18 protein-coding genes and 1 pseudogene are annotated in these 18,553 nt (G+C 69.0%); 12 read left to right on the top strand and 7 right to left on the bottom strand.

Annotation, left to right across the window (positions count from 1 at the left end; all coding sequences use genetic code 11):
• Positions 1–1,302, bottom strand: a complete 1,302-nt coding sequence (xseA, locus tag CGU35_RS10135; protein WP_232711256.1) for an exodeoxyribonuclease VII large subunit — start codon at positions 1,300–1,302, stop codon at positions 1–3.
• A 69-nt stretch (positions 1,303–1,371) separates the two neighbouring features.
• Between xseA and CGU35_RS10130 the strand changes: the two genes are divergently transcribed.
• The 3 genes from CGU35_RS10130 (at position 1,372) to CGU35_RS10120 (ending at position 3,804) form a co-directional block, all read left to right on the top strand.
• Positions 1,372–2,415: a 4-hydroxy-3-methylbut-2-enyl diphosphate reductase gene (locus tag CGU35_RS10130; RefSeq protein ID WP_100811663.1), complete on the top strand. Its 1,044-nt coding sequence runs from the start codon at positions 1,372–1,374 to the stop codon at positions 2,413–2,415.
• Entirely contained in the window at positions 2,412–3,047 is a 636-nt protein-coding gene (locus tag CGU35_RS10125) for a DUF6264 family protein (protein ID WP_232711255.1), read from the top strand. Before CGU35_RS10130 ends, CGU35_RS10125 begins: the two co-directional genes overlap by 4 nt.
• 205 nt (positions 3,048–3,252) lie before the next feature.
• The gene (locus CGU35_RS10120) at positions 3,253–3,804 is read left to right on the top strand and encodes an MOSC domain-containing protein (RefSeq protein WP_100811460.1); all 552 of its coding nucleotides are present in this window, start codon (positions 3,253–3,255) and stop codon (positions 3,802–3,804) included.
• A gap of 73 nt (positions 3,805–3,877) precedes the next feature.
• On the opposite strand, the gene fbaA is transcribed toward CGU35_RS10120, so the two are convergent.
• Positions 3,878–4,906: a class II fructose-bisphosphate aldolase gene (gene fbaA / locus CGU35_RS10115; protein WP_100811459.1), complete on the bottom strand. Its 1,029-nt coding sequence runs from the start codon at positions 4,904–4,906 to the stop codon at positions 3,878–3,880.
• Between the two features lie 205 nt (positions 4,907–5,111).
• Here fbaA and glpX point away from each other — a divergent pair, with 205 nt between their 5' ends.
• Both glpX and CGU35_RS10105 read left to right on the top strand, forming a co-directional pair.
• Positions 5,112–6,101 (top strand): class II fructose-bisphosphatase, encoded by a 990-nt coding sequence (glpX, locus tag CGU35_RS10110; protein WP_100811458.1) that lies wholly within the window; start codon positions 5,112–5,114, stop codon positions 6,099–6,101.
• Between the two features lie 207 nt (positions 6,102–6,308).
• Positions 6,309–6,527, top strand: a complete 219-nt coding sequence (locus tag CGU35_RS10105; protein ID WP_100811457.1) for a UDP-N-acetylmuramyl pentapeptide phosphotransferase — start codon at positions 6,309–6,311, stop codon at positions 6,525–6,527.
• Here CGU35_RS10105 and CGU35_RS10100 read toward each other — a convergent pair.
• Together CGU35_RS10100 and CGU35_RS10095 are read right to left on the bottom strand one after the other, a co-directional pair.
• Entirely contained in the window at positions 6,505–7,899 is a 1,395-nt protein-coding gene (locus CGU35_RS10100) for a DNA recombination protein RmuC (protein WP_100811456.1), read from the bottom strand. The two genes, CGU35_RS10105 and CGU35_RS10100, sit on opposite strands and share 23 nt — an antisense overlap.
• A gap of 42 nt (positions 7,900–7,941) precedes the next feature.
• Positions 7,942–8,577 (bottom strand): 3'-5' exonuclease, encoded by a 636-nt coding sequence (locus CGU35_RS10095; RefSeq protein WP_100811455.1) that lies wholly within the window; start codon positions 8,575–8,577, stop codon positions 7,942–7,944.
• Positions 8,578–8,846: 269 nt separating this feature from the next.
• Between CGU35_RS10095 and CGU35_RS10090 the strand changes: the two genes are divergently transcribed.
• The 6 genes from CGU35_RS10090 (at position 8,847) to CGU35_RS10065 (ending at position 15,013) form a co-directional block, all read left to right on the top strand.
• Positions 8,847–9,599 (top strand): class I SAM-dependent methyltransferase, encoded by a 753-nt coding sequence (locus CGU35_RS10090; RefSeq protein ID WP_100811454.1) that lies wholly within the window; start codon positions 8,847–8,849, stop codon positions 9,597–9,599.
• Between the two features lie 51 nt (positions 9,600–9,650).
• Positions 9,651–10,724 (top strand): redox-regulated ATPase YchF, encoded by a 1,074-nt coding sequence (ychF, locus tag CGU35_RS10085; protein WP_100811661.1) that lies wholly within the window; start codon positions 9,651–9,653, stop codon positions 10,722–10,724.
• A 106-nt stretch (positions 10,725–10,830) separates the two neighbouring features.
• Positions 10,831–12,222 (top strand): DUF2252 domain-containing protein, encoded by a 1,392-nt coding sequence (locus tag CGU35_RS10080; protein ID WP_100811453.1) that lies wholly within the window; start codon positions 10,831–10,833, stop codon positions 12,220–12,222.
• A gap of 92 nt (positions 12,223–12,314) precedes the next feature.
• Positions 12,315–12,572 carry a PLDc N-terminal domain-containing protein gene (locus tag CGU35_RS10075; RefSeq protein ID WP_100811452.1) on the top strand — a complete coding sequence of 86 codons (258 nt, stop codon included), beginning with the start codon at positions 12,315–12,317 and terminating at the stop codon, positions 12,570–12,572.
• A 76-nt stretch (positions 12,573–12,648) separates the two neighbouring features.
• Positions 12,649–13,233 (top strand): alpha/beta fold hydrolase, encoded by a 585-nt coding sequence (locus CGU35_RS10070; RefSeq protein ID WP_100811451.1) that lies wholly within the window; start codon positions 12,649–12,651, stop codon positions 13,231–13,233.
• 112 nt (positions 13,234–13,345) lie between these two features.
• The gene (locus tag CGU35_RS10065; RefSeq protein WP_100811450.1) at positions 13,346–15,013 is read left to right on the top strand and encodes an ABC-F family ATP-binding cassette domain-containing protein; all 1,668 of its coding nucleotides are present in this window, start codon (positions 13,346–13,348) and stop codon (positions 15,011–15,013) included.
• A gap of 31 nt (positions 15,014–15,044) precedes the next feature.
• Here the strand turns inward: CGU35_RS10065 and CGU35_RS10060 are convergent, their stop codons facing one another.
• Entirely contained in the window at positions 15,045–15,395 is a 351-nt protein-coding gene (locus CGU35_RS10060) for a LysR family transcriptional regulator (protein ID WP_100811449.1), read from the bottom strand.
• 262 nt (positions 15,396–15,657) lie between these two features.
• Here CGU35_RS10060 and CGU35_RS10055 point away from each other — a divergent pair, with 262 nt between their 5' ends.
• Positions 15,658–16,596, top strand: a complete 939-nt coding sequence (locus tag CGU35_RS10055; RefSeq protein WP_100811448.1) for a DUF1214 domain-containing protein — start codon at positions 15,658–15,660, stop codon at positions 16,594–16,596.
• On the opposite strand, the pseudogene CGU35_RS10050 reads toward CGU35_RS10055, so the two are convergent.
• Positions 16,586–17,282: pseudogene (locus tag CGU35_RS10050) on the bottom strand (IS5 family transposase). The gene CGU35_RS10055 and the pseudogene CGU35_RS10050 overlap by 11 nt on opposite strands.
• 49 nt (positions 17,283–17,331) lie before the next feature.
• Positions 17,332–18,531, bottom strand: a complete 1,200-nt coding sequence (locus CGU35_RS10045; protein ID WP_100811447.1) for a polymer-forming cytoskeletal protein — start codon at positions 18,529–18,531, stop codon at positions 17,332–17,334.
• Between the last annotated feature and the right edge of the window lie 22 nt (positions 18,532–18,553).

The raw sequence follows: 18,553 nt of genomic DNA, 5'->3' as shown, positions 1-18,553 counted from the left end.
TCACGCCTCCACCTCGCCCCGCGAGGTCGCGGCGAACCGGCCGCGGGCCACGGTGACCCGGGCCTCAGCGCCCTTCGGTGCGCTCGCCGCATCGCGAACGATCTCACCCGCGACCTCGACGATCGCGTATCCACGATCGAGGGTGTGCTGAGGGCTGAGAGCGCGGAGCCCGGCGCGCAGCTCCGCCACGTCGGTCGTGCCACGGGCGAGTGCCCGGGTCGTTGCCGCGCGACCGCGGGCGATGTGCTGTTCGATCGAGGACGCCCGGTCGTGCAGCATCCGTTCGGGGTGGCGGAGCACGGGGCGTGAGCGGAGCTGCTCGAGGTGCACGCCCTCGTGGTGCAGCTTCTGGGCGAGGCGCGCGGCGAGGCGGCCTCGGACCTGACGGACGATGGCGATCTGTTCGGCGACATCGGGGACGATGCGTTTGGCCGCGTCGGTCGGAGTGGAGGCGCGCAGGTCCGCCACCTCGTCGAGCAGCGGACGATCCGCGTCGTGCCCGATGGCGCTCACGACGGGGGTTCGCGCTTCGGCGACGGCGCGCAGCAGCCGCTCGTCGCTGAAGCCGAGCAAGTCCTGGAAGTCACCACCGCCGCGCGCGATCACGATCACGTCGACGGCCGGGTCGTCGTCGAGTCTGCGCAGTGCCGCCAGCACGGAGGGGACGCACTGGTCGCCCTGCACCGTCGCGTGCTCGACCCGGAAGTTCACATGGGGCCAGCGCAGCTCGGCGTTACGCAGCACGTCTTTCTCGGCATCCGAATTCTTCGCCGTGATGAGCCCGACCAGATGCGGCAGGAAGGGCAGTCGACGTTTTCGCTCGGGATCGAACAGTCCCTCGGCGCGAAGCTTCGACCGCAGGCGCTCGAGGTTCTCGAGCAGATCACCGAGGCCCACGTGCCGGGCCGACGAGACGTTGTACGACAGGTCACCGGACTTGACGCGATACTCGGGTTTGGCGCACACGATGATGTGGTCGCCCGGCTTGATGTCCTTCGGCAGTCGATCGCGCACGCGGGACCAGATGGTGAGCGAGATCATGGCGTCGCCCTCGAGGTCGCGCAGGCGGGCGAACGTGCCGACGTTGCGGACGTTCCACTCCGTCACCTCGCCCTCGATCCAGGGCGAGCCGAGTTTGGCGACGTAGTCGCGCACGACCGTGCCGAGCGCGGCGACGGAGCACGGATGGTCGGGGCTCGAGTCGCGCGGATGCACGGGGCCGCCTGGCGGCGCGAATGCCGGTCCCGTCCCGCCGAGCGGCGTCATCGCGGTTCCGCCGAGCGGTGTCGAAGCGTCCGTCATCTGGGTCCTCCCGGCCGGGGCGCAGGATGGCCCCCGTAGAATCGAGGAGTGAGCACCCCCGTCGTCCGCATGCCCCTGCCCCGAGTACCGGGCCGCGCGGGGCGTCTTCAGGATATCCCGGTCGAAGGACACAAGAGGGTGCTGCTGGCCGCACCCCGTGGATACTGCGCGGGTGTGGATAGAGCCGTGATCGCGGTCGAGAAGGCTCTCGAGCGCTTCGGCGCCCCCGTGTACGTGCGCAAGCAGATCGTCCACAACGTCCACGTCGTCACCGAGTTGGAATCCCAGGGCGCGATCTTCGTCGATGAGGTCGATGAGGTTCCCCCGGGCGCTCACATCGTCTTCAGCGCACACGGGGTCTCGCCCGCCGTCGTGTCCGCGGCCGCCGATCGGGGCCTGCAGGCGATCGACGCGACGTGCCCCCTCGTCACCAAGGTGCACCGCGAGGCCGTGCGCTTCGCCCGTGACGACTTCGAGATCCTGCTGATCGGCCACGAGGGCCACGAAGAGGTGGAGGGCACCGCGGGCGAAGCGCCCGAACACGTGACGCTCGTCGGGTCGCCGGAAGAGGCGGACACGATCGAGGTGCGCGACCCGTCCAAGGTCGTGTGGCTCTCGCAGACGACGCTCTCGGTCGACGAGACGATGGAAACCGTCCGGCGCCTGCGCACCCGCTTCCCGCAGCTGCAGGACCCGCCCTCGGACGACATCTGCTACGCCACGCAGAACCGCCAGGTCGCGATCAAGAAGGTCGCGCGCGGCGCGGACCTCGTGATCGTCGTGGGTTCGGCCAACTCCTCCAACAGCGTGCGCCTGGTCGAGGTCGCCCTCGAACACGGCGCGAAGGCCGCCTACCGCGTGGACTACGCGGACGAGATGCGCCAGGAATGGTTCGACGGCGTCGAGACGGTCGGCGTCACGAGCGGCGCATCCGTCCCCGAAGTCCTCGTCGACCAGGTGCTCGCCGATCTGGCGGGCGCGGGGTACCGCGACGTCGAACAGGTGAAGACGGCCGAAGAGGACCTGATCTTCTCGCTCCCCAAAGAGCTGCGCCACGATTCGTCGGGCCAGCGCGATGAGCGCGCGCTCGGCGGCCGGGGGGCCACCGCGTGAGCACCCCCGTGCCCGACCGTCCCGCGCGTCCGGCGTACGGCGAATACGCCACGCCCGAAGAGCAGCGCGCGCGCATCCAGCAACCGGATGCCACCGCAGCCCTGTCGTCCGGCCAGTCGCTGGATGCCCCGGCCGCACCGGTTCCGCCCGCCCCACCGTATGGAACGGTCGGCCCGGCGCAGCACCCGGCACCGCCGCCGCTGCAGCCGGGTGCTCCGCCGCCCGTCGTGCCCTCGGCATCCGGTCCCGCGCGCCCGGTCGGTCGCCCGAACATGATCGACCGGGTCGTGACGTTCGGTCTGCTCGGCTACGGACTGTTCAACGTTCTGACGTCGATCCCCGCGTTCACGAACTACGCGACGTACGCCAACACGGTGCTGGGCGTCATGGGTGTCGATGCAGAGTTCGCGGGCGGCGGGCGCGGATGGGGTCTCGCCGCCGCATTCGTCCTCGGCCTCGGGTGGTTGCTGACCGCCACGCTGACGTGGCTGAATCTGCGACGGGGCCGCATCACCTGGTGGATTCCGCTCGTCGGTGGTGTCGTCTTCACCCTCATCACGAGCGTGCTGCTGATGGTGCCGCTGTTCAGTGACCCGACGATCTGGAACGCCCTGGTCGGCTCGGTCCGCTGAGTCGGCTGACCCCCCTCGAGGCCCCACCCCGGCGACTCGATGTCCCACTTTCTGGGGTGTGTGTCCCACTTTCTCTCGGTAACAGGGCGGCATACAGCTGAAAAGTGGGACAGGGTCTGCAGGGGTGTCCCATTTCGGCTCGGTTGAGGGTGCCGCATCGTTGAGCATTCGGGACATCGGTGGATGGTTTCCATACGATGGGCGGATGGCTCGCCTTCTCGCTGTCTGCGTCGTTCATCAACTGCTGCCCGAGGCGGGCAGTGCGGGCGTGACGGCCATCGACAAGCGACCGGTCGCGCGCGGCGCGAAGGTCGGCCCCTTCGGCGTGCGCGGTGACGTGCAGGTCAATCGCAAGCACCACGGCGGGCTCGACAAGGCGCTGTACGCCTACGCGCAGGAAGACGCTGCGCACTGGGAACGGGAGCTTGACCGCGAGCTGCCGCCGGGATGGTTCGGCGAGAACCTGCGCACCGAGGGGATCGACGTCAACGCGGCGCGCATCGGCGAGGTCTGGCGCATCGGCGAGCGCGTCGAGGTCGCCGTGACGATGCCGCGGACCCCCTGCCAGACGTTCGCTCGGTGGCTCGGCGGAGCCGACGAGCGGGGCTGGGTCAAGCGGTTCGCCGCAGAGCGCCGTCTGGGTCCTTACCTGCGCGTCGTGCGCGGGGGCGTCGTGCGTCCAGGGGACGAGATCGTCGTCGTCGATGTGCCCGAGGGCGCGCCGGGACTGCTCGACGACTTCCGCCCACCCGCGTAGAACGACGGATGCCCCGACCCCTGCTCTCGGACGAGCGCCGGGTCGAGGCATCCGTGATGCTGGTGGTGCTGAATCAGCCCTGCGACTTGCCCGCGGAACCGAGCTGCTGCGTCGCCTCGACGACGCGCGCGGCCATCGCCGTCTCGGCGACCTTGCCCCAGGCGCGGGGGTCGTAGACCTTCTTGTTTCCGACCTCGCCGTCGACCTTCAGGACACCGTCGTAGTTGCTGAACATGAAGCCCGCGACGGAGCGCGTGAACGCGTACTGCGTGTCGGTGTCGATGTTCATCTTGATGACACCGTTCGACACCGCGAGCGCGATCTCTTCCGACGTCGAGCCCGATCCGCCGTGGAAGACGAGGTCGAGCGGCTTGGGTCCGGTGCCGAACTTCGCCGCGATGCCCGCCTGGATCTCGCCGAGCAGCTCGGGACGAAGCTTGACGTTGCCCGGCTTGTAGACGCCGTGCACGTTGCCGAAGGTCAGAGCGGCGATGTAACGGCCGTTCTCGCCGAGGCCGAGGGCCTCGACGGCCTTGGTCACATCGGCGACGGTCGTGTAGAGGGCCTCGTTCGATCCCTCGTGCTTGACGCCGTCCTCTTCGCCGCCGACGACGCCGATCTCGACCTCGAGGATCGCGTTGATGTTCTTCATGCGGGGCAGCAGCTCCGCGGCGATCTCGATGTTCTCGTCGAGCGGCACGGCCGAGCCGTCCCACATGTGGGACTGGAAGATCGGGTTGCGCCCGGCCTTGACCTCTTCTTCGGAGGCTTCGATCAGGGGCAGGACGAAACCGGGAAGGGCTTCCTTCGGGCAGTGGTCGGTGTGCAGCGCGACCGTGATCGGGTAGCTCTTGGCGACCTCGTGGACGAAGCGGGCGAACGCGAGAGCGCCCGTCGCGCGGGCCTTGACGGTCTGGCCGGCGAAGTAGTCCGCACCGCCCGTGGTGACCTGGAGGATGCCGTCGGACCCGGCCTCGGTCAGGCCCTGCAGGACGGCGTTGATCGTCTGCGAACTCGAGACGTTGATGGCGGGGTATGCGAAGCCTCCGGCCTTCGCTCGATCCAACATGTCGGCGTACTGCTCGGGGGTGGCGACGGGCATCGAGGTGCTCCTTAGGAATCGGGAGTGTGCGGCTCTCACAGATCGGGAGGGTGCGTGTTCACTCTAGCGAAGCGCGCCGCGTGAGCCACCGGGTGCGGGCGTCGCGCCGACTCCGTTTGCCGCATCGGAAAGAAGCGCGATTCCTTCGCCGTCGGGGCCGGCGAAACCCGGTTCGGGGGCGGAGGGGTGTCGTTAGGCTGACGACATGGTCAGCATCACCGGCGACATGAGCCCGCTTCATCCCGATCGAAACCTCGCACTCGAACTCGTTCGTGCGACCGAAGCGGCTTCCATCCGGGCGGTGCCATTCATCGGACGCGGCGACAAGCTCGCCGCCGACGCCGCGGCGGTCGATGCCATGCGGGCGTTCTTCACGACGGTGAACTTCGACGGCGTGATCGTCATCGGCGAGGGCGAGAAGGACGAGGCGCCCATGCTGTTCAACGGCGAGAGGGTCGGCAACGGCCGGGGGCCCCAGTGCGACGTCGCCGTCGACCCGATCGACGGCACGTCTCTCACCGCCGCCGGTCGCCAGAATGCCCTGTCGGTCATCGCCGTCTCGGACCGCGGAACGATGCTGGATGCTTCGTCGGTCTTCTACATGGACAAGCTCGTCACTGGCCCCGCCGGCGTCGGCGTGGTCGACATCCGTCTGCCCGTCGGCGAGAACATCCGGCTGTTGTCGAAGGCGCTCGGCAAGCCCATCGACGAAATGGTCGTGTCGGTACTGAATCGCCCGCGTCACGAGCAGCTCATCGCGGATATCCGTGCCGCGGGTGCGGGCACGCGACTGATGTCGGACGGCGATGTCGCGGGCGGTATCAACGCCGCGCGCCACAACGCGCGCACGGACATGTGCGTCGGCATCGGCGGCAGCCCGGAGGGGATCGTCACGGCGTGCGCCATCAAGGCGCTCGGCGGGCACATCCAGGGGCGACTGTGGCCGCGCGACGACGTCGAGAAGCAGAAGGGCGCGGACGCCGGTCTGAGGACCGACGGCTATGTCTACGAGGCCAACGAGCTCGTCACCGGCGACAACACGATCTTCGTCGCGACGGGCGTGACGGACGGTCAGCTCGTCGCCGGGGTGCGGCGCGAGGGCGACTTCATCTACAGCGAGAGCGTCGTCCTGCGCGGCCGTTCCGGAACGCTGCGTCGCATCACCTCGGAGCACCTGACGTCCAAGTGGCTCTGATCTGCTGACGCTCTGATCCTCTGGGACGCGGATCTCTGAGCGGTCTACGCACGGCCTTTTCAGCGCAGCGGTGGGCGCCGGATGGTTCCGCACGTTTGCGTAACGGCGCGCGGCGTCACCATGCCTTCACGGGACGGTCTGGCAGAATGGGGCGTGCCAGTCAGCGTTGACGGTGGTCGATCCACAGCAAACACGGGACGGTTCCGCATGACTTCACAGAGCGCTCACACGGGTGCGCATCCCGTAACCGGGGCGCAGGCCGTCGTCGCCGACGCCATCGACCCCGCCCGCCGCCAGGACGTCCTGCTTCGTGTCCGCCGCGAAGAGGGGCACGAGGTGAGCCCCTGGTGGTTGATCGGCGCCTTTGTCGTCGTCTCGGGCACGGTCGTGGCCCTCATGAGCCTCATTCCCGGCGGAGGGTCCTGAGCCGATCCCGTAGCTCGCCGACGTCGGCGAGGGCGATCGGAGGGGTGATTCCGGGGGCAGCGGTGTTCGCGGCCAGGATCCCGGCCTCGGGCTCAGGAGCGTCGGCCGCGGATGATCCGTCCGACACACCGTCGTACCACTCGTCGGTCGGTTCCTCGGTGCCGGACGCGTCGTGGTCGTGGTCGTAGGCATCGTCGTCCGCGATCGACTCCACGAGTTCTGCCGCCGTCAGCGATCGCGGAGACGTCGTGATCGCTGACGCTTCGGGCAGCAGCCGCGTGTCGTCGATCCCCGGGAACTGACGTGCCGTTGCCAGGACGCGCGTCTCGAGCGAGCCGGCGAACTTGTTGTAGCTCTCGACGGTGCGCTCGATCGCGCGGCGCAGCGAGTCGGCGTGACCGGCAAGCGCGCCGAGGCGCTGATACAGGGTCGACCCGAGCTCGAACAGTCGCTTGGCTTCGGCCGAGACATCCTGTTGCGTCCACGAGAATGCGACCGTCTTGAGCACGGCCCAGAGGTTGACCGGGGACGCCAGGGCGACCCGGCGCGAGAACGCGTAGTCGAGCAGCGTCGGGTCTTCGTCGAGCGCCGTCGCGAGCAACGACTCGTTCGGGATGAAACAGATGACGAATTCGGGGCTCGACTCGACGCCCGTCCAGTAGGCCTTCTTCGCGAGCGCGTCGACGTGCGCGCGCACGGCTCGCACATGTCGCTGCAGGAGCGCCTGACGTCGTTCGGCCTGCTCGCCGATCGCGGTGATCGGGATCGCGGATGCCTCGAGGTACGCATCGAGCGGAACCTTCGCGTCGACCGGCACCGACGCGCCCCCGGGGAGGCGGATCACCATGTCGGGTCGGCCGGTTCCGGCATCCGTCGTCACCGAGGTCTGGATCGTGAAGTCGACGTGTCGGGTGAGGCCGGCGGCCTCGACGACGCGGCGGAGCGCCGTTTCGCCCCAGACGCCGCGAGTGCCGTTGGAGCGGAGCGCACCAGCCAGGGACTCGGTCGTGCGCCGCAGTTGCTCGTCCGACTCGAGCGACTGGCGCAGCTGAGCCGCGATCGCGCCGTACTGGGCCCCGCGTTCGCGCTCGAGGTCGGTCACCTGCCGCTGCATCCGATCGAGCGAGTCCTGCACGGGCGCGAGGGCGCGCAGCACGGCCTGGTCGCGTCGTTCCCGCTCGGCACGCTCGGCATCGGCCCCGCGCTGCAGTTGGAGTTGCTCGCGCAAACCCGCGACGAGCGACTCGGCGCCCGTGGCGCGGGCACGAAGCGCTGCCAGATCGGTCTGCGAGCGAGACCCACGCGCGAGCCACCCGACGAGGGCGCCGATGACGAGTGCCGCGAGAGCCAGAGGAAGGATCAGGATGTCCATGGGCTCATCGTCGCAGGGGGGTGCGACATCGGCCGGGCCCGCTCAGGCGACGGCGGCTTGGAGCGCCATAGGCGCGAACGTCGGCCCGGCCGAGACGGGGGCCGGGCCCGCTGCCTCGAGTCGTCCGACCTTGATGCCCGCCAGCTCGGCCAGGTGTGAAACATCCGTTGCTCCGGATCGCCGCGCGGTGTCGATGACGATGTGCGCACAGGCCTCGGCGTCTGCCGTCGCGTCGTGGTGGGCGAAGTCCGTGAAGCCGGCCTCGGCCGCGGCCAGCGGCAGCCGATAGGAGTCCAGCACGTACGACTTGCGCGCCAGCTGCAGCGTGCACAGGTAGCGGTACGGCGGGCATTCGTCGCCCGTCGCGGCGCAAGCCCGGCGCAGCACGTTCATGTCGAACCCGGCGTTATGGGCGACGAGCACGTCGGCACCGGCGAAGGCGCACAGGGCGTCGAGCTGGTGGGTCCACCCGGCAGCGCCCGCGACATCCTCGACGCGGATGCCGTGGATCCGGGTGTTGAACGGGTTGAACTCGTCGTGGCCTGCGGGCGGCCGGATCAGCCACCCGGCTTTCGCGACCACGCGGCCGGCGCGGACGCGCACCAGACCGACGGCGCAGGCGGATGCGGGGCTGGAATTGGCCGTCTCGAAGTCGATGGCGGTGAAATCCAGGGGCACGACCCCACCCTCGCGCGGCCGGAGGCGACGGCGGGGGAGGCGCGCCGTGTTCGGCGGGCAGACCCGGCGTGGTCGTCTGTCGCGTGGCCAGCGGGATAGCGAGAGGCGGGCGAACACCACGAAGGTGCGATGGGGCGCGTGAGCGCCGGTGCGGCGCCGTGGGACGCTCCGGGCTCGGTAGCTCCTTCCGGATGTCCGCTGGTCGAGTCCGTCCCGGTGCGACAGCGCGGGTCGCCGATGCCCCAAGCAGCCCCACGTAGGCTCGCCCCATGACCGATCGCGAACAGATGTCGACGTCGTTCGGGCGGGCCGCCGCTACCTACGAGGCCGGGCGCCCCGAGTACCCCGCCGAAGCGGTGGAGTGGATGCTCGAACCCGTCGAATCGCGCACGCCGCTCGAGGTCGCGGATGTGGGCGCCGGGACCGGCAAGCTCACCCGCGCCGTGCTCGCGACGGGCGCCGAGGTCGTGGCGATCGATCCCGATCCTGCGATGCTCGAGCAGCTCCGCGCCGGACTCTCGGAGGTGCGGACCGTCGAGGGCACGGCGGAACGGATGCCTCTGCCCGATGCATCCGTCGACGCCGTCGTGCTCGGCCAGGCGTGGCACTGGGTCGATCCCGGCGCAGGGTCCACCGAGATCGGCCGTGTGCTTCGACCCGGCGGCGTGCTCGGCCTGATCTGGAACATCCGCGACGAGGGCGTGCCGTGGGTCGCGCGGCTGACCGAGATCATGCACGGCAGCAACGCCGAGCAGCTCATCGCCGACGGCGGTCCCCGGGTCGCCGCGCCGTTCGCGGGGCTCGAGCGCCGCGAGCGGGCGTGGTCGCGACGGATGTCGCGCGAGACCCTCCTCGAGATGGTGCGCTCCCGGAGCTACGTCATCACGGCCGAGCCGGCCGACCGCGCCCGCATCGAACGGCAGGTCCTCGCGCACATCGCCGCGCACCCGTCACCCGCCGCCGACGGATCGATCGAGATGCCGTACGTGACGCACGCGTTCCGGGCCGTTCGCGGCGCCTGACGCAGAGCGCCCGGAGGAAGCGCCCGGCGCACCGCCGTAGACTCGATGCCCGTGGCTCTCACTATCGGCATCGTCGGCCTGCCCAACGTCGGCAAGTCCACCCTCTTCAACGCCCTGACCCAGAACGACGTGCTCGCGGCGAACTACCCGTTCGCGACGATCGAGCCGAACGTCGGGGTCGTGAACCTTCCCGACCCGCGGCTGACCAAGCTCGCCGAGATCTTCGGCAGCGAGCGGATCCTGCCCGCGACGGTGTCGTTCGTCGACATCGCCGGCATCGTCCGCGGCGCGAGCGAGGGGGAGGGCCTGGGCAACCAGTTCCTCGCGAACATCCGTGAGGCCGACGCGATCGCGCAGGTCGTGCGCGGCTTCACCGACGACGACGTCGTGCACGTCGAGGGCGCCGTCAACCCGAAGAACGACCTCGAGACGATCAACGCCGAGCTCATGCTCGCCGATCTGCAGACGCTCGAGAAGGCGATTCCGCGCCTCGAGAAAGAGGTCAAGGGCAAGAAGGCCGACCCGGCCGTGCTCGAAGCGGCGGTCGCGGCGAAGGACGCTCTGGAACGCGGCGTCCTGCTTTCGCACTCGGGCCTCGACCTCGCGGCGATCAAGGAACTCGGGCTGATGACATCGAAGCCGTACATCTACGTCTTCAACGTCGACGAGGCTGTGCTGACGGATGCCGCACGCCTCGCCGAACTCGAAGCCCTCGTCGCCCCGGCCCGCGCCGTCTTCCTCGACGCGAAGATCGAGTCCGAACTGATCGGCCTCGACCCCGAGGACGCGGCGGAGCTGCTGGCCTCGACGGGTCAGGATGAGTCGGGCATTGACCAGCTCGCCCGCATCGGCTTCGACACGCTCGGCCTGCAGACGTACCTGACGGCGGGGCCGAAGGAATCACGCGCCTGGACGATCGGCAAGGGCTGGAAGGCCCCGCAGGCGGCCGGTGTCATCCACACCGATTTCGAGAAGGGCTTCATCAAGGCCGAGGTCATCTCGTTCGACGACCTGGTTGCGACCGGCTCGGTGCTCGAGGCCCGTGCGAAGGGCAAGGCGCGGCTCGAGGGCAAGGACTACGTGATGCAGGACGGCGACGTCGTGGAGTTCCGCTTCAATAACTGAAGCTGACGCCCTCGCCGCCGCTTTCCGTCAGTTTCACCGCGGTGAGTGGCAACGGCGGATATGGCTTTCCACTCCTGCCGCTCGCCCTCACGCGGTAGCCTGCGACATGAGCAACGGCGAGCGACGGTCACCCGCGTACGAAGCCGGGCGCCGGGTGCGTGGGCGCCTGCCGCGACGAGGCCTGGCCGAACTCGTCCTCCCCGTCGACCGGGATCCGCTCGCCATCCTCGATGAACAGCATGCATCGAGACTGAAGGATCTCGTGCCCGTGCGAGTGGGACGGCTGCTGCAATCGCCGTTCGCGTTCTATCGGGGCACGGCGGCGGTCATGGCCGCCGACCTGCGCGGTGCCCCCACCACCGACCTCGAGGTCGTCTCCTGCGGCGACGCCCACATCTCGAACTTCGGTTTCTTCGCCTCGCCCGAACGCGCGCTCGTGTTCGACCTCAACGACTTCGACGAAGGCGGCGTCGCGCCGTGGGAGTGGGACGTGCGCCGGCTCACCGCGAGCGTGCACATCAGCGGGCGCGACATCGGCTTGAGCGAGGACTCATGCCGCGCGGCCGCCTTCGCCGCGGCCGACGCGTACCGCGAGACGTTGCGTGAGTATTGTCGACTCTCCACGCGGGAGCGGTACTACACCCGGGTCGACATGTCCGCGGTCGCGCGTCACCTCGGGGAGAAAGGCGAGCGGACGGTCCGGAAAGCGGCGAAGAAAGCCCGTGCGCGCACGTCGGAGCGGCTCCTGCAGCGCCTGACGACGATCTCGGTGGACGGCGGCATCCGCATCGTCGACCAGCCTCCCGTCCTGCGCCACGTCGATCATGCGACGTTGGGTGAGGTCACAGACCTCTTCACCCAATACCGGGCCACCCTGCGCGAGGACATCGCGTTCCTGCTGGAGCAGTACCGCGTGGTCGACTTCGCCCTGCGGGTCGTCGGTGTCGGCAGCGTCGGCACGCGCTGTTACCTGATCGCGGTCGAGGGCCCCACCGGCGACATCCTGTTCCTGCAGGCCAAGGAGGCCCCGCCGTCGGTCCTGTCGACGTACGGGGGCCGGCGCTCGCTCATCCCGGGTCGCCCCGGCGTGACGGAGTTCATCGAGGGCCACCGTGTCGTCGCCGCCCAGCGGATCCTGCAGGCCAACTCCGACCTCTTCGTCGGGTGGATGCGGGGCTGGGCGGGCGACGTCGCGGACCGGTACCGGGTGGACTACTACTGGCGGCAGTTCCGCGACATGAAAGGATCGATCGAGCCGGACTCGCTCGACGCCGATCAATTCCGCTCGTACGGTGCGCTGTGCGCCGCGCTCCTGGCTCGGGCGCACGGGCAGTCCCCGGCCTCGGCCGCGATCGTGGGGTACCTCGGCGGATCAGACGAATTCGCCGAGGCGACGGCGACGTGGTCGGCCGCCTACGCCGATGTAGCCGAGGCCGACTTCGAGCTGCTGCGTAAAGCCGTCGCATCCGGCCGCCTCCCCGCAGAGACCGGCGTCTGAGCCGAGTTCGCGAACTCTTCCACTCAGAGGGCGGGGTCAGCGGACTACGGTGGAACACACCCACGACGACCGCGTCATCGAAGGAGATCGAAATGGCCAAGACCGAGGAAGTTCTATCCCAAGGCGCCAAGGTTCTCGCTGAGGCCAAGGCCATTTCCGTGGGAGCAAAGGTGGGGCTCGCCGTGGTCGGCGTCGTTCAGCTGGCCTTCGCGTTCCTCGCCTTCTGGGACCTGGCCTGGCGCAACGAGAAGGACGTGGTCGGCCCGAAGCCCGTCTGGATCCCGGTCATCCTGGTCAACTGGATCGGCCCCGCCGCCTACTTCCTCTTCGGTATCCGCCACCGGCGCTGACGCCCACCGGCCGCGGGACCGTTCGCCGCCGCTCTCCGCGATATTCTGGGGAGTTGGACGTAGAGGAGCAACGACCATGACCGAGACCCAGATCTTCGAGCCCGATGGACGCGCGATCCCGTACGCCGCCGAGGGGGAGGGCCCTGCCCTCGTGCTGGTGCCCGGTCGGGCATCCGACATCGACATGTTGGGTTCGCTGGCGCACTCGGTCTCACAAGAGGACTTCCGCGTCGTTCGGATCGGGTTGCGGGCAGCCGCGGACGATACGGACGCCGTGGCCCCGTCGTTCCGTGACTTCGCACAGGACGTCGTGGATGTCATGGACCACCTCGGTATCGACGACGCCTGGGTCGGTGGCCACGCCTTCGGCGGTTCGATCGCCCGCCGGGTGTCGCTCGACCACCACGCGCGGGTGAACGGTGTCCTCCTGCTCGGCGTCGAGTCGGCCGACATGGCGCCCCCGCTCGCGGACGGGCTGCCCGTGCTCGTGGTGCAGGGGACCGAGGACGAGGTCACCCCGCCGCTCAACGGCGAGACGCTGCAGGCGACCGCACCCGGCCTCGTCAGCGTCGTGCCCATCGAGGGCGGCGGCCACATGTTCCCCGCAACCCATGTCGGCGCCACATCCTGGGCCATCGAGGACTACCTCGACTGGGACTGACGCCCGCGCTCAGGCGCGGTCTGTTCGGGCCATCCACTGCGCGAGATGCGTCCGCGTCGCGACGGAACGCCCACGGTGCGGGGACGTCCCGACCGGGTGACAAGATCGAACCATGACCGCAACACTGGTGGCCCGTGCGCTCGCCGGCGGCTACGGCCACCGCACGCTCTTCGACGACCTCGATCTGACCGTCGCCCCCGGTGATGTGGTCGGTGTCGTCGGCGCGAACGGGGCCGGCAAGTCGACGCTGCTGCGGCTGCTCGCCGGGATCGACGAGCCCCAGGCCGGCAGCGTCTCGCTGGCGCCGGCCGACGCCTTCGTCGGGTGGCTGCCGCAGGAGCACGAACGCATTCCGGGCGAGAGCGTCGCGGACTACATCGGACGACGAACCGGGTGCGCCGAGGCGACGGCGGCGATGGATGCCGCGGCCACAGCGCTCGGCGATCCCAGGGACATGAGCGGCACCGGTGCCGACCCGGCCGATGTCTACTCTGCGGCGTTGGACCGCTGGCTGGCGAGCGGTGACGCGGACCTCGACGAGCGGATTCCGGTGGTGCTCGCCGACCTCGGCCTCGATCTCGGCGGTGTCGGCGCCGAGCACGCCGACATGACGTCCCTCTCCGGCGGGCAGGCCGCACGCGTCGGCCTCGCAGCGCTCCTCCTCTCGCGGTTCGACATCGTGCTGCTCGACGAGCCCACGAACGATCTCGACCTCGACGGGCTCGAAAGGCTGGAGGCGTTCGTCCGCGGGCTCCGCGGCGGCGTCGTGCTGGTGAGCCACGATCGGGAATTCCTCGCGCGATGCGTCACGCGCGTGCTCGAACTCGACCTGGCCCAGTCCTCGAACCGCGTTTTCGGCGGCGGATACGACTCGTATCTCGAGGAACGCGCGACCGCGCGGCGTCACGCGCGAGAGAAGTACGACGAGTTCGCCGACAAGAAGGCCGACCTCGTCGCGCGCGCTCGCACCCAGCGGGAGTGGTCGAGCCAGGGCGTGCGCAACGCGATGAAGAAGTCGCCCGACAACGACAAGATCCGGCGCAAGGCCGCCACCGAGTCGAGCGAGAAGCAGGCGCAGAAGGTGCGTCAGATGGAGAGCCGTATCGCGCGTCTCGACGAGGTCGAAGAGCCCCGCAAGGAATGGCAGCTCGCGTTCACGATCGGGGAGGCGCCGAGATCGAGCTCGGTGGTCTCGACACTGAGCTCCGCGGTGTTCCGGCAGGGCTCGTTCGCGCTCGGACCGGTGTCGCTCCAGGTCAACGCGGGGGAGCGCATCGGGATCACCGGGCCCAACGGTGCCGGAAAGTCGACGCTGCTGCGGGCGCTGCTGGGCAAGCAGTCGCCCGATGAGGGGTCGGCGAGCCTGGGCGCGAACGTGCAGATCGGAGAGATCGACCAGGCGCGGTCGCAGCTGATCGGACCCGGACCCCTCGCATCCGTGTTCGAGGGGTTCGTTCCCGCGCTCGCCTCGGCCGAGGTGCGCACCCTGCTCGCCAAGTTCGGCCTGAAGGCCGACCACGTGGGGCGCCCGGTGGATGAGCTGTCGCCCGGAGAGCGGACCCGTGCGGCGCTCGCGCTGCTGCAGGCGCAGGGTGTGAACGTGCTCGTGCTGGACGAGCCCACGAACCACCTCGACCTGCCGGCGATCGAGCAGCTCGAGCAGGCGCTGGAGTCCTACACGGGCACACTTCTGCTCGTCACCCACGACCGACGGATGCTCGAGACGGTGCAGACAGACCGGCACTGGCGCGTCGAGGCCGGGCGGGTCGTCGAACGGTAGTTTTCGCCGGGTTCGCTTCGTCGCTTGCGGGCTAGCGGCCCTGGCGCTTCTTGAACGGCTTCGGCTCGCCCTTCACGACGGGGGCGCGCCCCTTGCCCTTCGACGCCTTCGCCTTGCCGCCGGCTGGCGCGACCTGTTTCGCCGCGGGTGCGGGTGCGTGCGCGATCTGGTGCTTCGCCTCGATGAGCAGGAGCTTTCCCGCCGGGGTGAGCGTCCATCCGGCCTTGTTGCGCGTGAAGAGCGGATGCCCGACCTCCACCTCGAGCTTGTCGATCGACGTGTAGAGCGATGCGAGGGGGATGTCGAGAGTCTTCGCGGCGCGCGGGAAGTGCAGGTCTTCGGATGCGACGGCCACGAACCGTCGAAGCAGCGTGATGTTCACAGGGGCCCTTCGATCATCCGCACGGATCGTTTCCGGTCGCAGCTGCGACGGCGACACGTGCCGTCACGTCGCTCTCCAGAATAGGCGTCCCGCATCCTGATCCGACCGGGTAACGCGAAGGTCCGCGCTCGCGGCGAGACGAGCGCGGACCTTGCGGGTCCGGCCGAGGACGTGTTGCCAAACGTTTGGCGAGGTGGCGCGCTGGCGTGGCTCGTCGTGTTCGGTGCGGGTTCGCGGCGGGGCGGGCGGATAGGCTCGCGGCATGACATCGACCGAGCCTGTTACCGTCGAGAACTTCGTCCGCGCGGAGACTGACCGCATGTTCGATTTTGTCTTGAAGGACACCGGCGCGATCAATGCGTGGGCGCACAACCGCGTGCCGACGCCGCTTGATCATCAGCCCGTCATTCGGCAAAACCGCGACACGTTGTACAGCGCCGCGGTCGTGGACGTGTCGAAGGGGGCAACGCTCACCGTCCCCGAGAGCGGCGATCGTTACGTGTCGGCCATGGTGATCAGCCAGGACCACTTCGTGCCGTTCATCATCCACGCCGCCGGTGATCACGCCCTGTCGCGGGAGAACTGCGGCACCGACTACGTGACGATCGCAGTCCGCACGCTCGTCAACCCGGACGATGCGGCGGATGTGGAAGCCGTGAACGCGCTCCAGGACCGGTTCGCAATCCAGGCGAACTCTGCGGTCCCGTTCACTCATCCCGCATACGACGAGGAGTCGTTCAATGACACCCGGGGACACCTCCTGGCGCTCTCGAAAGGGCTCCCCGACTTCCGGAACGCGTTCGGCAAGGAGGGCGAGGTCGACCCAATCCGGCACCTACTGGGGTCCGCGTCCGCATGGGGCGGATTCCCTGAACACGAAGCCATCTACCTGAACGTCGAGCCGAAGCTTCCCGTCGGGCACTACGAACTCACAGTGCGAGACGTCCCGGTCGATGCGTTCTGGTCCATCACCGTGTACAACCCTGCCGGCTACATGAGCCAGAACGATCGCGGTGTCGTCAGCGTCAACAGCGTCACGGCAGCGCCGAACGCTGATGGTTCGGTGACCGTTCGCTTCGGCGACGGCGACGAACCCAACGCCATCCCGACGCCCGAAGGGTGGAACTACATGGTTCGCCTGTACCGCCCCCGCCGTGAGGCCCAGTCACGCGAGTGGATCTTCCCCTCGATCACGGCGTAGCGAGCCCCGCCAGGACGGGGTCGACCCACTGCATCGTGGCGGCTAGACAGAGGCCGGCGTGGTAATTGCGGGCGGTCTTGTCTGAGCGCATCGCAATCCCCCGCCACTGCTTGAGCTTGTTGAAGCACCGCTCGACGACATTGCGGCCCCTGTAGCGCTCTCGTTGTCCGGCACTGAAGTCGATCGGCCGCCCGGGCTTCTTGCGACGATGCGCGATCTGGTCGGCGCGGTCCTTCCCGTCGCAGACCAGGTGGTTCTTCGTCGTCAACCCGCCGCGGGCGCGACCGATCGAATGATCCGGTGGCTCGTCACCGAACTTCTTGTAGTTCGACGGTGCCCCCTGTGGTGCGGGGAAGGGTCGCGCCGTGTTGATGCACTCGCACGATCGTGGAGTCGATCGACGCAACCCAGTCCACGTTCCCGAACTGCTGCGCGAGCGCTTGCGTCTTCTCCAGTACCTGCGCCCACACGCCCTGCTCAGCCCACCGGTTGAAGTTCTTGTAGATCGTGTTCCCGTTCCCGAACCGCTCCGGCACGTCCCGCCACGGCGCCCCGATGCGGAACCGCCACGCCGTCGCCTCGACCACCGTGCGCCGGTCCACCGGCGGACGGCCCGTGGCCTTCACCGTCGGGGACAGCGGCCCGATCACTGCCCACGCCTCGTCAGAGATCACATCACGCGACACGACATCCAGAATCACCCGTGAGCCACCGAGATGCGTATAGCAACACGGCCTAGGGGGTCGGTTCCACCGTCTCCGGGGCGGGTGCCGGTGCCGTATCCGGTTCCGGCGTTTCGACCGCGTCCGAGTGTGCCGTCGCCGACGCATCCGTTTCGCTCTTCGCGTGCCACGGGCGTTGCGTCCAGAATTCCAGAAGCTGCGCCCCGAGGCCGAAGAACACCATCGCGAGCCAGACCGGCACGTTCAGCCACGGGATCTGGAGTGCGACGATCAGGATGAGGCCACCGAGCAGCGCCTTGACGACCGGATGGTGCCCGCCGCGCAGGATCAGCCGTCCGAGGTAGTACGCGCCGAAGACGAACGTGGCGAGTGTCAGCACGATCCACACCAGGCCGAGGGCCAGGGCGAGGGGGGCGCCGATGATCGTGACCAGGAGGAACAGCAGGGCGAAGGGGACGGCGATGGATGCCACCAACCCGACGAGGAGCGCCTTCCAGGGCGAGGGAACGAGGTGATCCGTCACCCGGTTCAGCCACCGGGGGATGAGGAGCCCGGCGAACAGCGTCACCACGCTGAGGGCGACGAGCGCGTACAGCACCCCGAGCACCCAGCCGGCGAAGAGCACCCAGGGTGAGACCTGCACGTCAGCGGACTGACGCGTCTGCACGAAATCGACGGTGCCGGCGACGGATCCGTCGGCGATCTGGGCCTCGCGTTCGCCGAAATAGGTCACGTTGCCACCGACCGTGCCATCGATCCTGAGGTGGCCGACGGAGAGGTATGCGTCGCGCCCGACCTCGCCCCCTATGCGGACATCGTTTGCGGCTCCGACGATGTCGGTGCCGAACGATCCCGTGTCGGTGACCGTGACGCTGGCGGCGAAGACGGTGCCGCTGCGGTCGACTTCGCCGCTGATCGTGACGTCCTGAGCCGCGAGCCGCACGTTGCCGTCGACCGTGCCCGTGATCGTGATGGTCTGCGCCGCGGCGATCACATCGCCCGTGACGTCGCCGCTGATCGTGACGCTCTGGCCCGCGGCATAGACGTCACCGTCGACGTTGTCCGAAACGTCGATCGTCGCGCCGCTGTAGAACTGCGGACCCTCGAGGTCGCCGGTCGCGGCGGCATACGACGTGGGCGCGGCGACGGGCGGTGGGGCCGCAGCCACGGCGCCCGTCCCGGTGCCGAGGACGAGTATGCCGACTGCGAGCGCGGCGGAGGCGAATCGGTAGGTCTGTGACAGGACGCTCATGGCAGTGCCTTTCTGTGATCTG

The organism is Microbacterium sp. BR1 (assembly GCF_002812725.1).
Classification (GTDB): Bacteria; Actinomycetota; Actinomycetes; order Actinomycetales; family Microbacteriaceae; genus Microbacterium.
This window is presented reverse-complemented; position numbering and strand designations above follow the sequence as displayed.

Bases quoted from the DNA above. Each gene is read 5' to 3' on its own strand.
- CGU35_RS10130 (WP_100811663.1), top strand. From the start codon at position 1,372: ATGCCCCTGCCCCGAGTACCGGGCCGCGCGGGGCGTCTTCAGGATATC.
- fbaA (WP_100811459.1), bottom strand. From the start codon at position 4,906: ATGCCCGTCGCCACCCCCGAGCAGTACGCCGACATGTTGGATCGAGCG.
- CGU35_RS10055 (WP_100811448.1), top strand. From the start codon at position 15,658: ATGACATCGACCGAGCCTGTTACCGTCGAGAACTTCGTCCGCGCGGAG.
- CGU35_RS10080 (WP_100811453.1), top strand. From the start codon at position 10,831: ATGAGCAACGGCGAGCGACGGTCACCCGCGTACGAAGCCGGGCGCCGG.
- glpX (WP_100811458.1), top strand. From the start codon at position 5,112: ATGGTCAGCATCACCGGCGACATGAGCCCGCTTCATCCCGATCGAAAC.
- CGU35_RS10100 (WP_100811456.1), bottom strand. From the start codon at position 7,899: ATGGACATCCTGATCCTTCCTCTGGCTCTCGCGGCACTCGTCATCGGC.
- CGU35_RS10045 (WP_100811447.1), bottom strand. From the start codon at position 18,531: ATGAGCGTCCTGTCACAGACCTACCGATTCGCCTCCGCCGCGCTCGCA.
- CGU35_RS10090 (WP_100811454.1), top strand. From the start codon at position 8,847: ATGACCGATCGCGAACAGATGTCGACGTCGTTCGGGCGGGCCGCCGCT.
- xseA (WP_232711256.1), bottom strand. From the start codon at position 1,302: ATGACGGACGCTTCGACACCGCTCGGCGGAACCGCGATGACGCCGCTC.
- CGU35_RS10120 (WP_100811460.1), top strand. From the start codon at position 3,253: ATGGCTCGCCTTCTCGCTGTCTGCGTCGTTCATCAACTGCTGCCCGAG.
- CGU35_RS10075 (WP_100811452.1), top strand. From the start codon at position 12,315: ATGGCCAAGACCGAGGAAGTTCTATCCCAAGGCGCCAAGGTTCTCGCT.
- CGU35_RS10070 (WP_100811451.1), top strand. From the start codon at position 12,649: ATGACCGAGACCCAGATCTTCGAGCCCGATGGACGCGCGATCCCGTAC.
- CGU35_RS10065 (WP_100811450.1), top strand. From the start codon at position 13,346: ATGACCGCAACACTGGTGGCCCGTGCGCTCGCCGGCGGCTACGGCCAC.
- CGU35_RS10105 (WP_100811457.1), top strand. From the start codon at position 6,309: ATGACTTCACAGAGCGCTCACACGGGTGCGCATCCCGTAACCGGGGCG.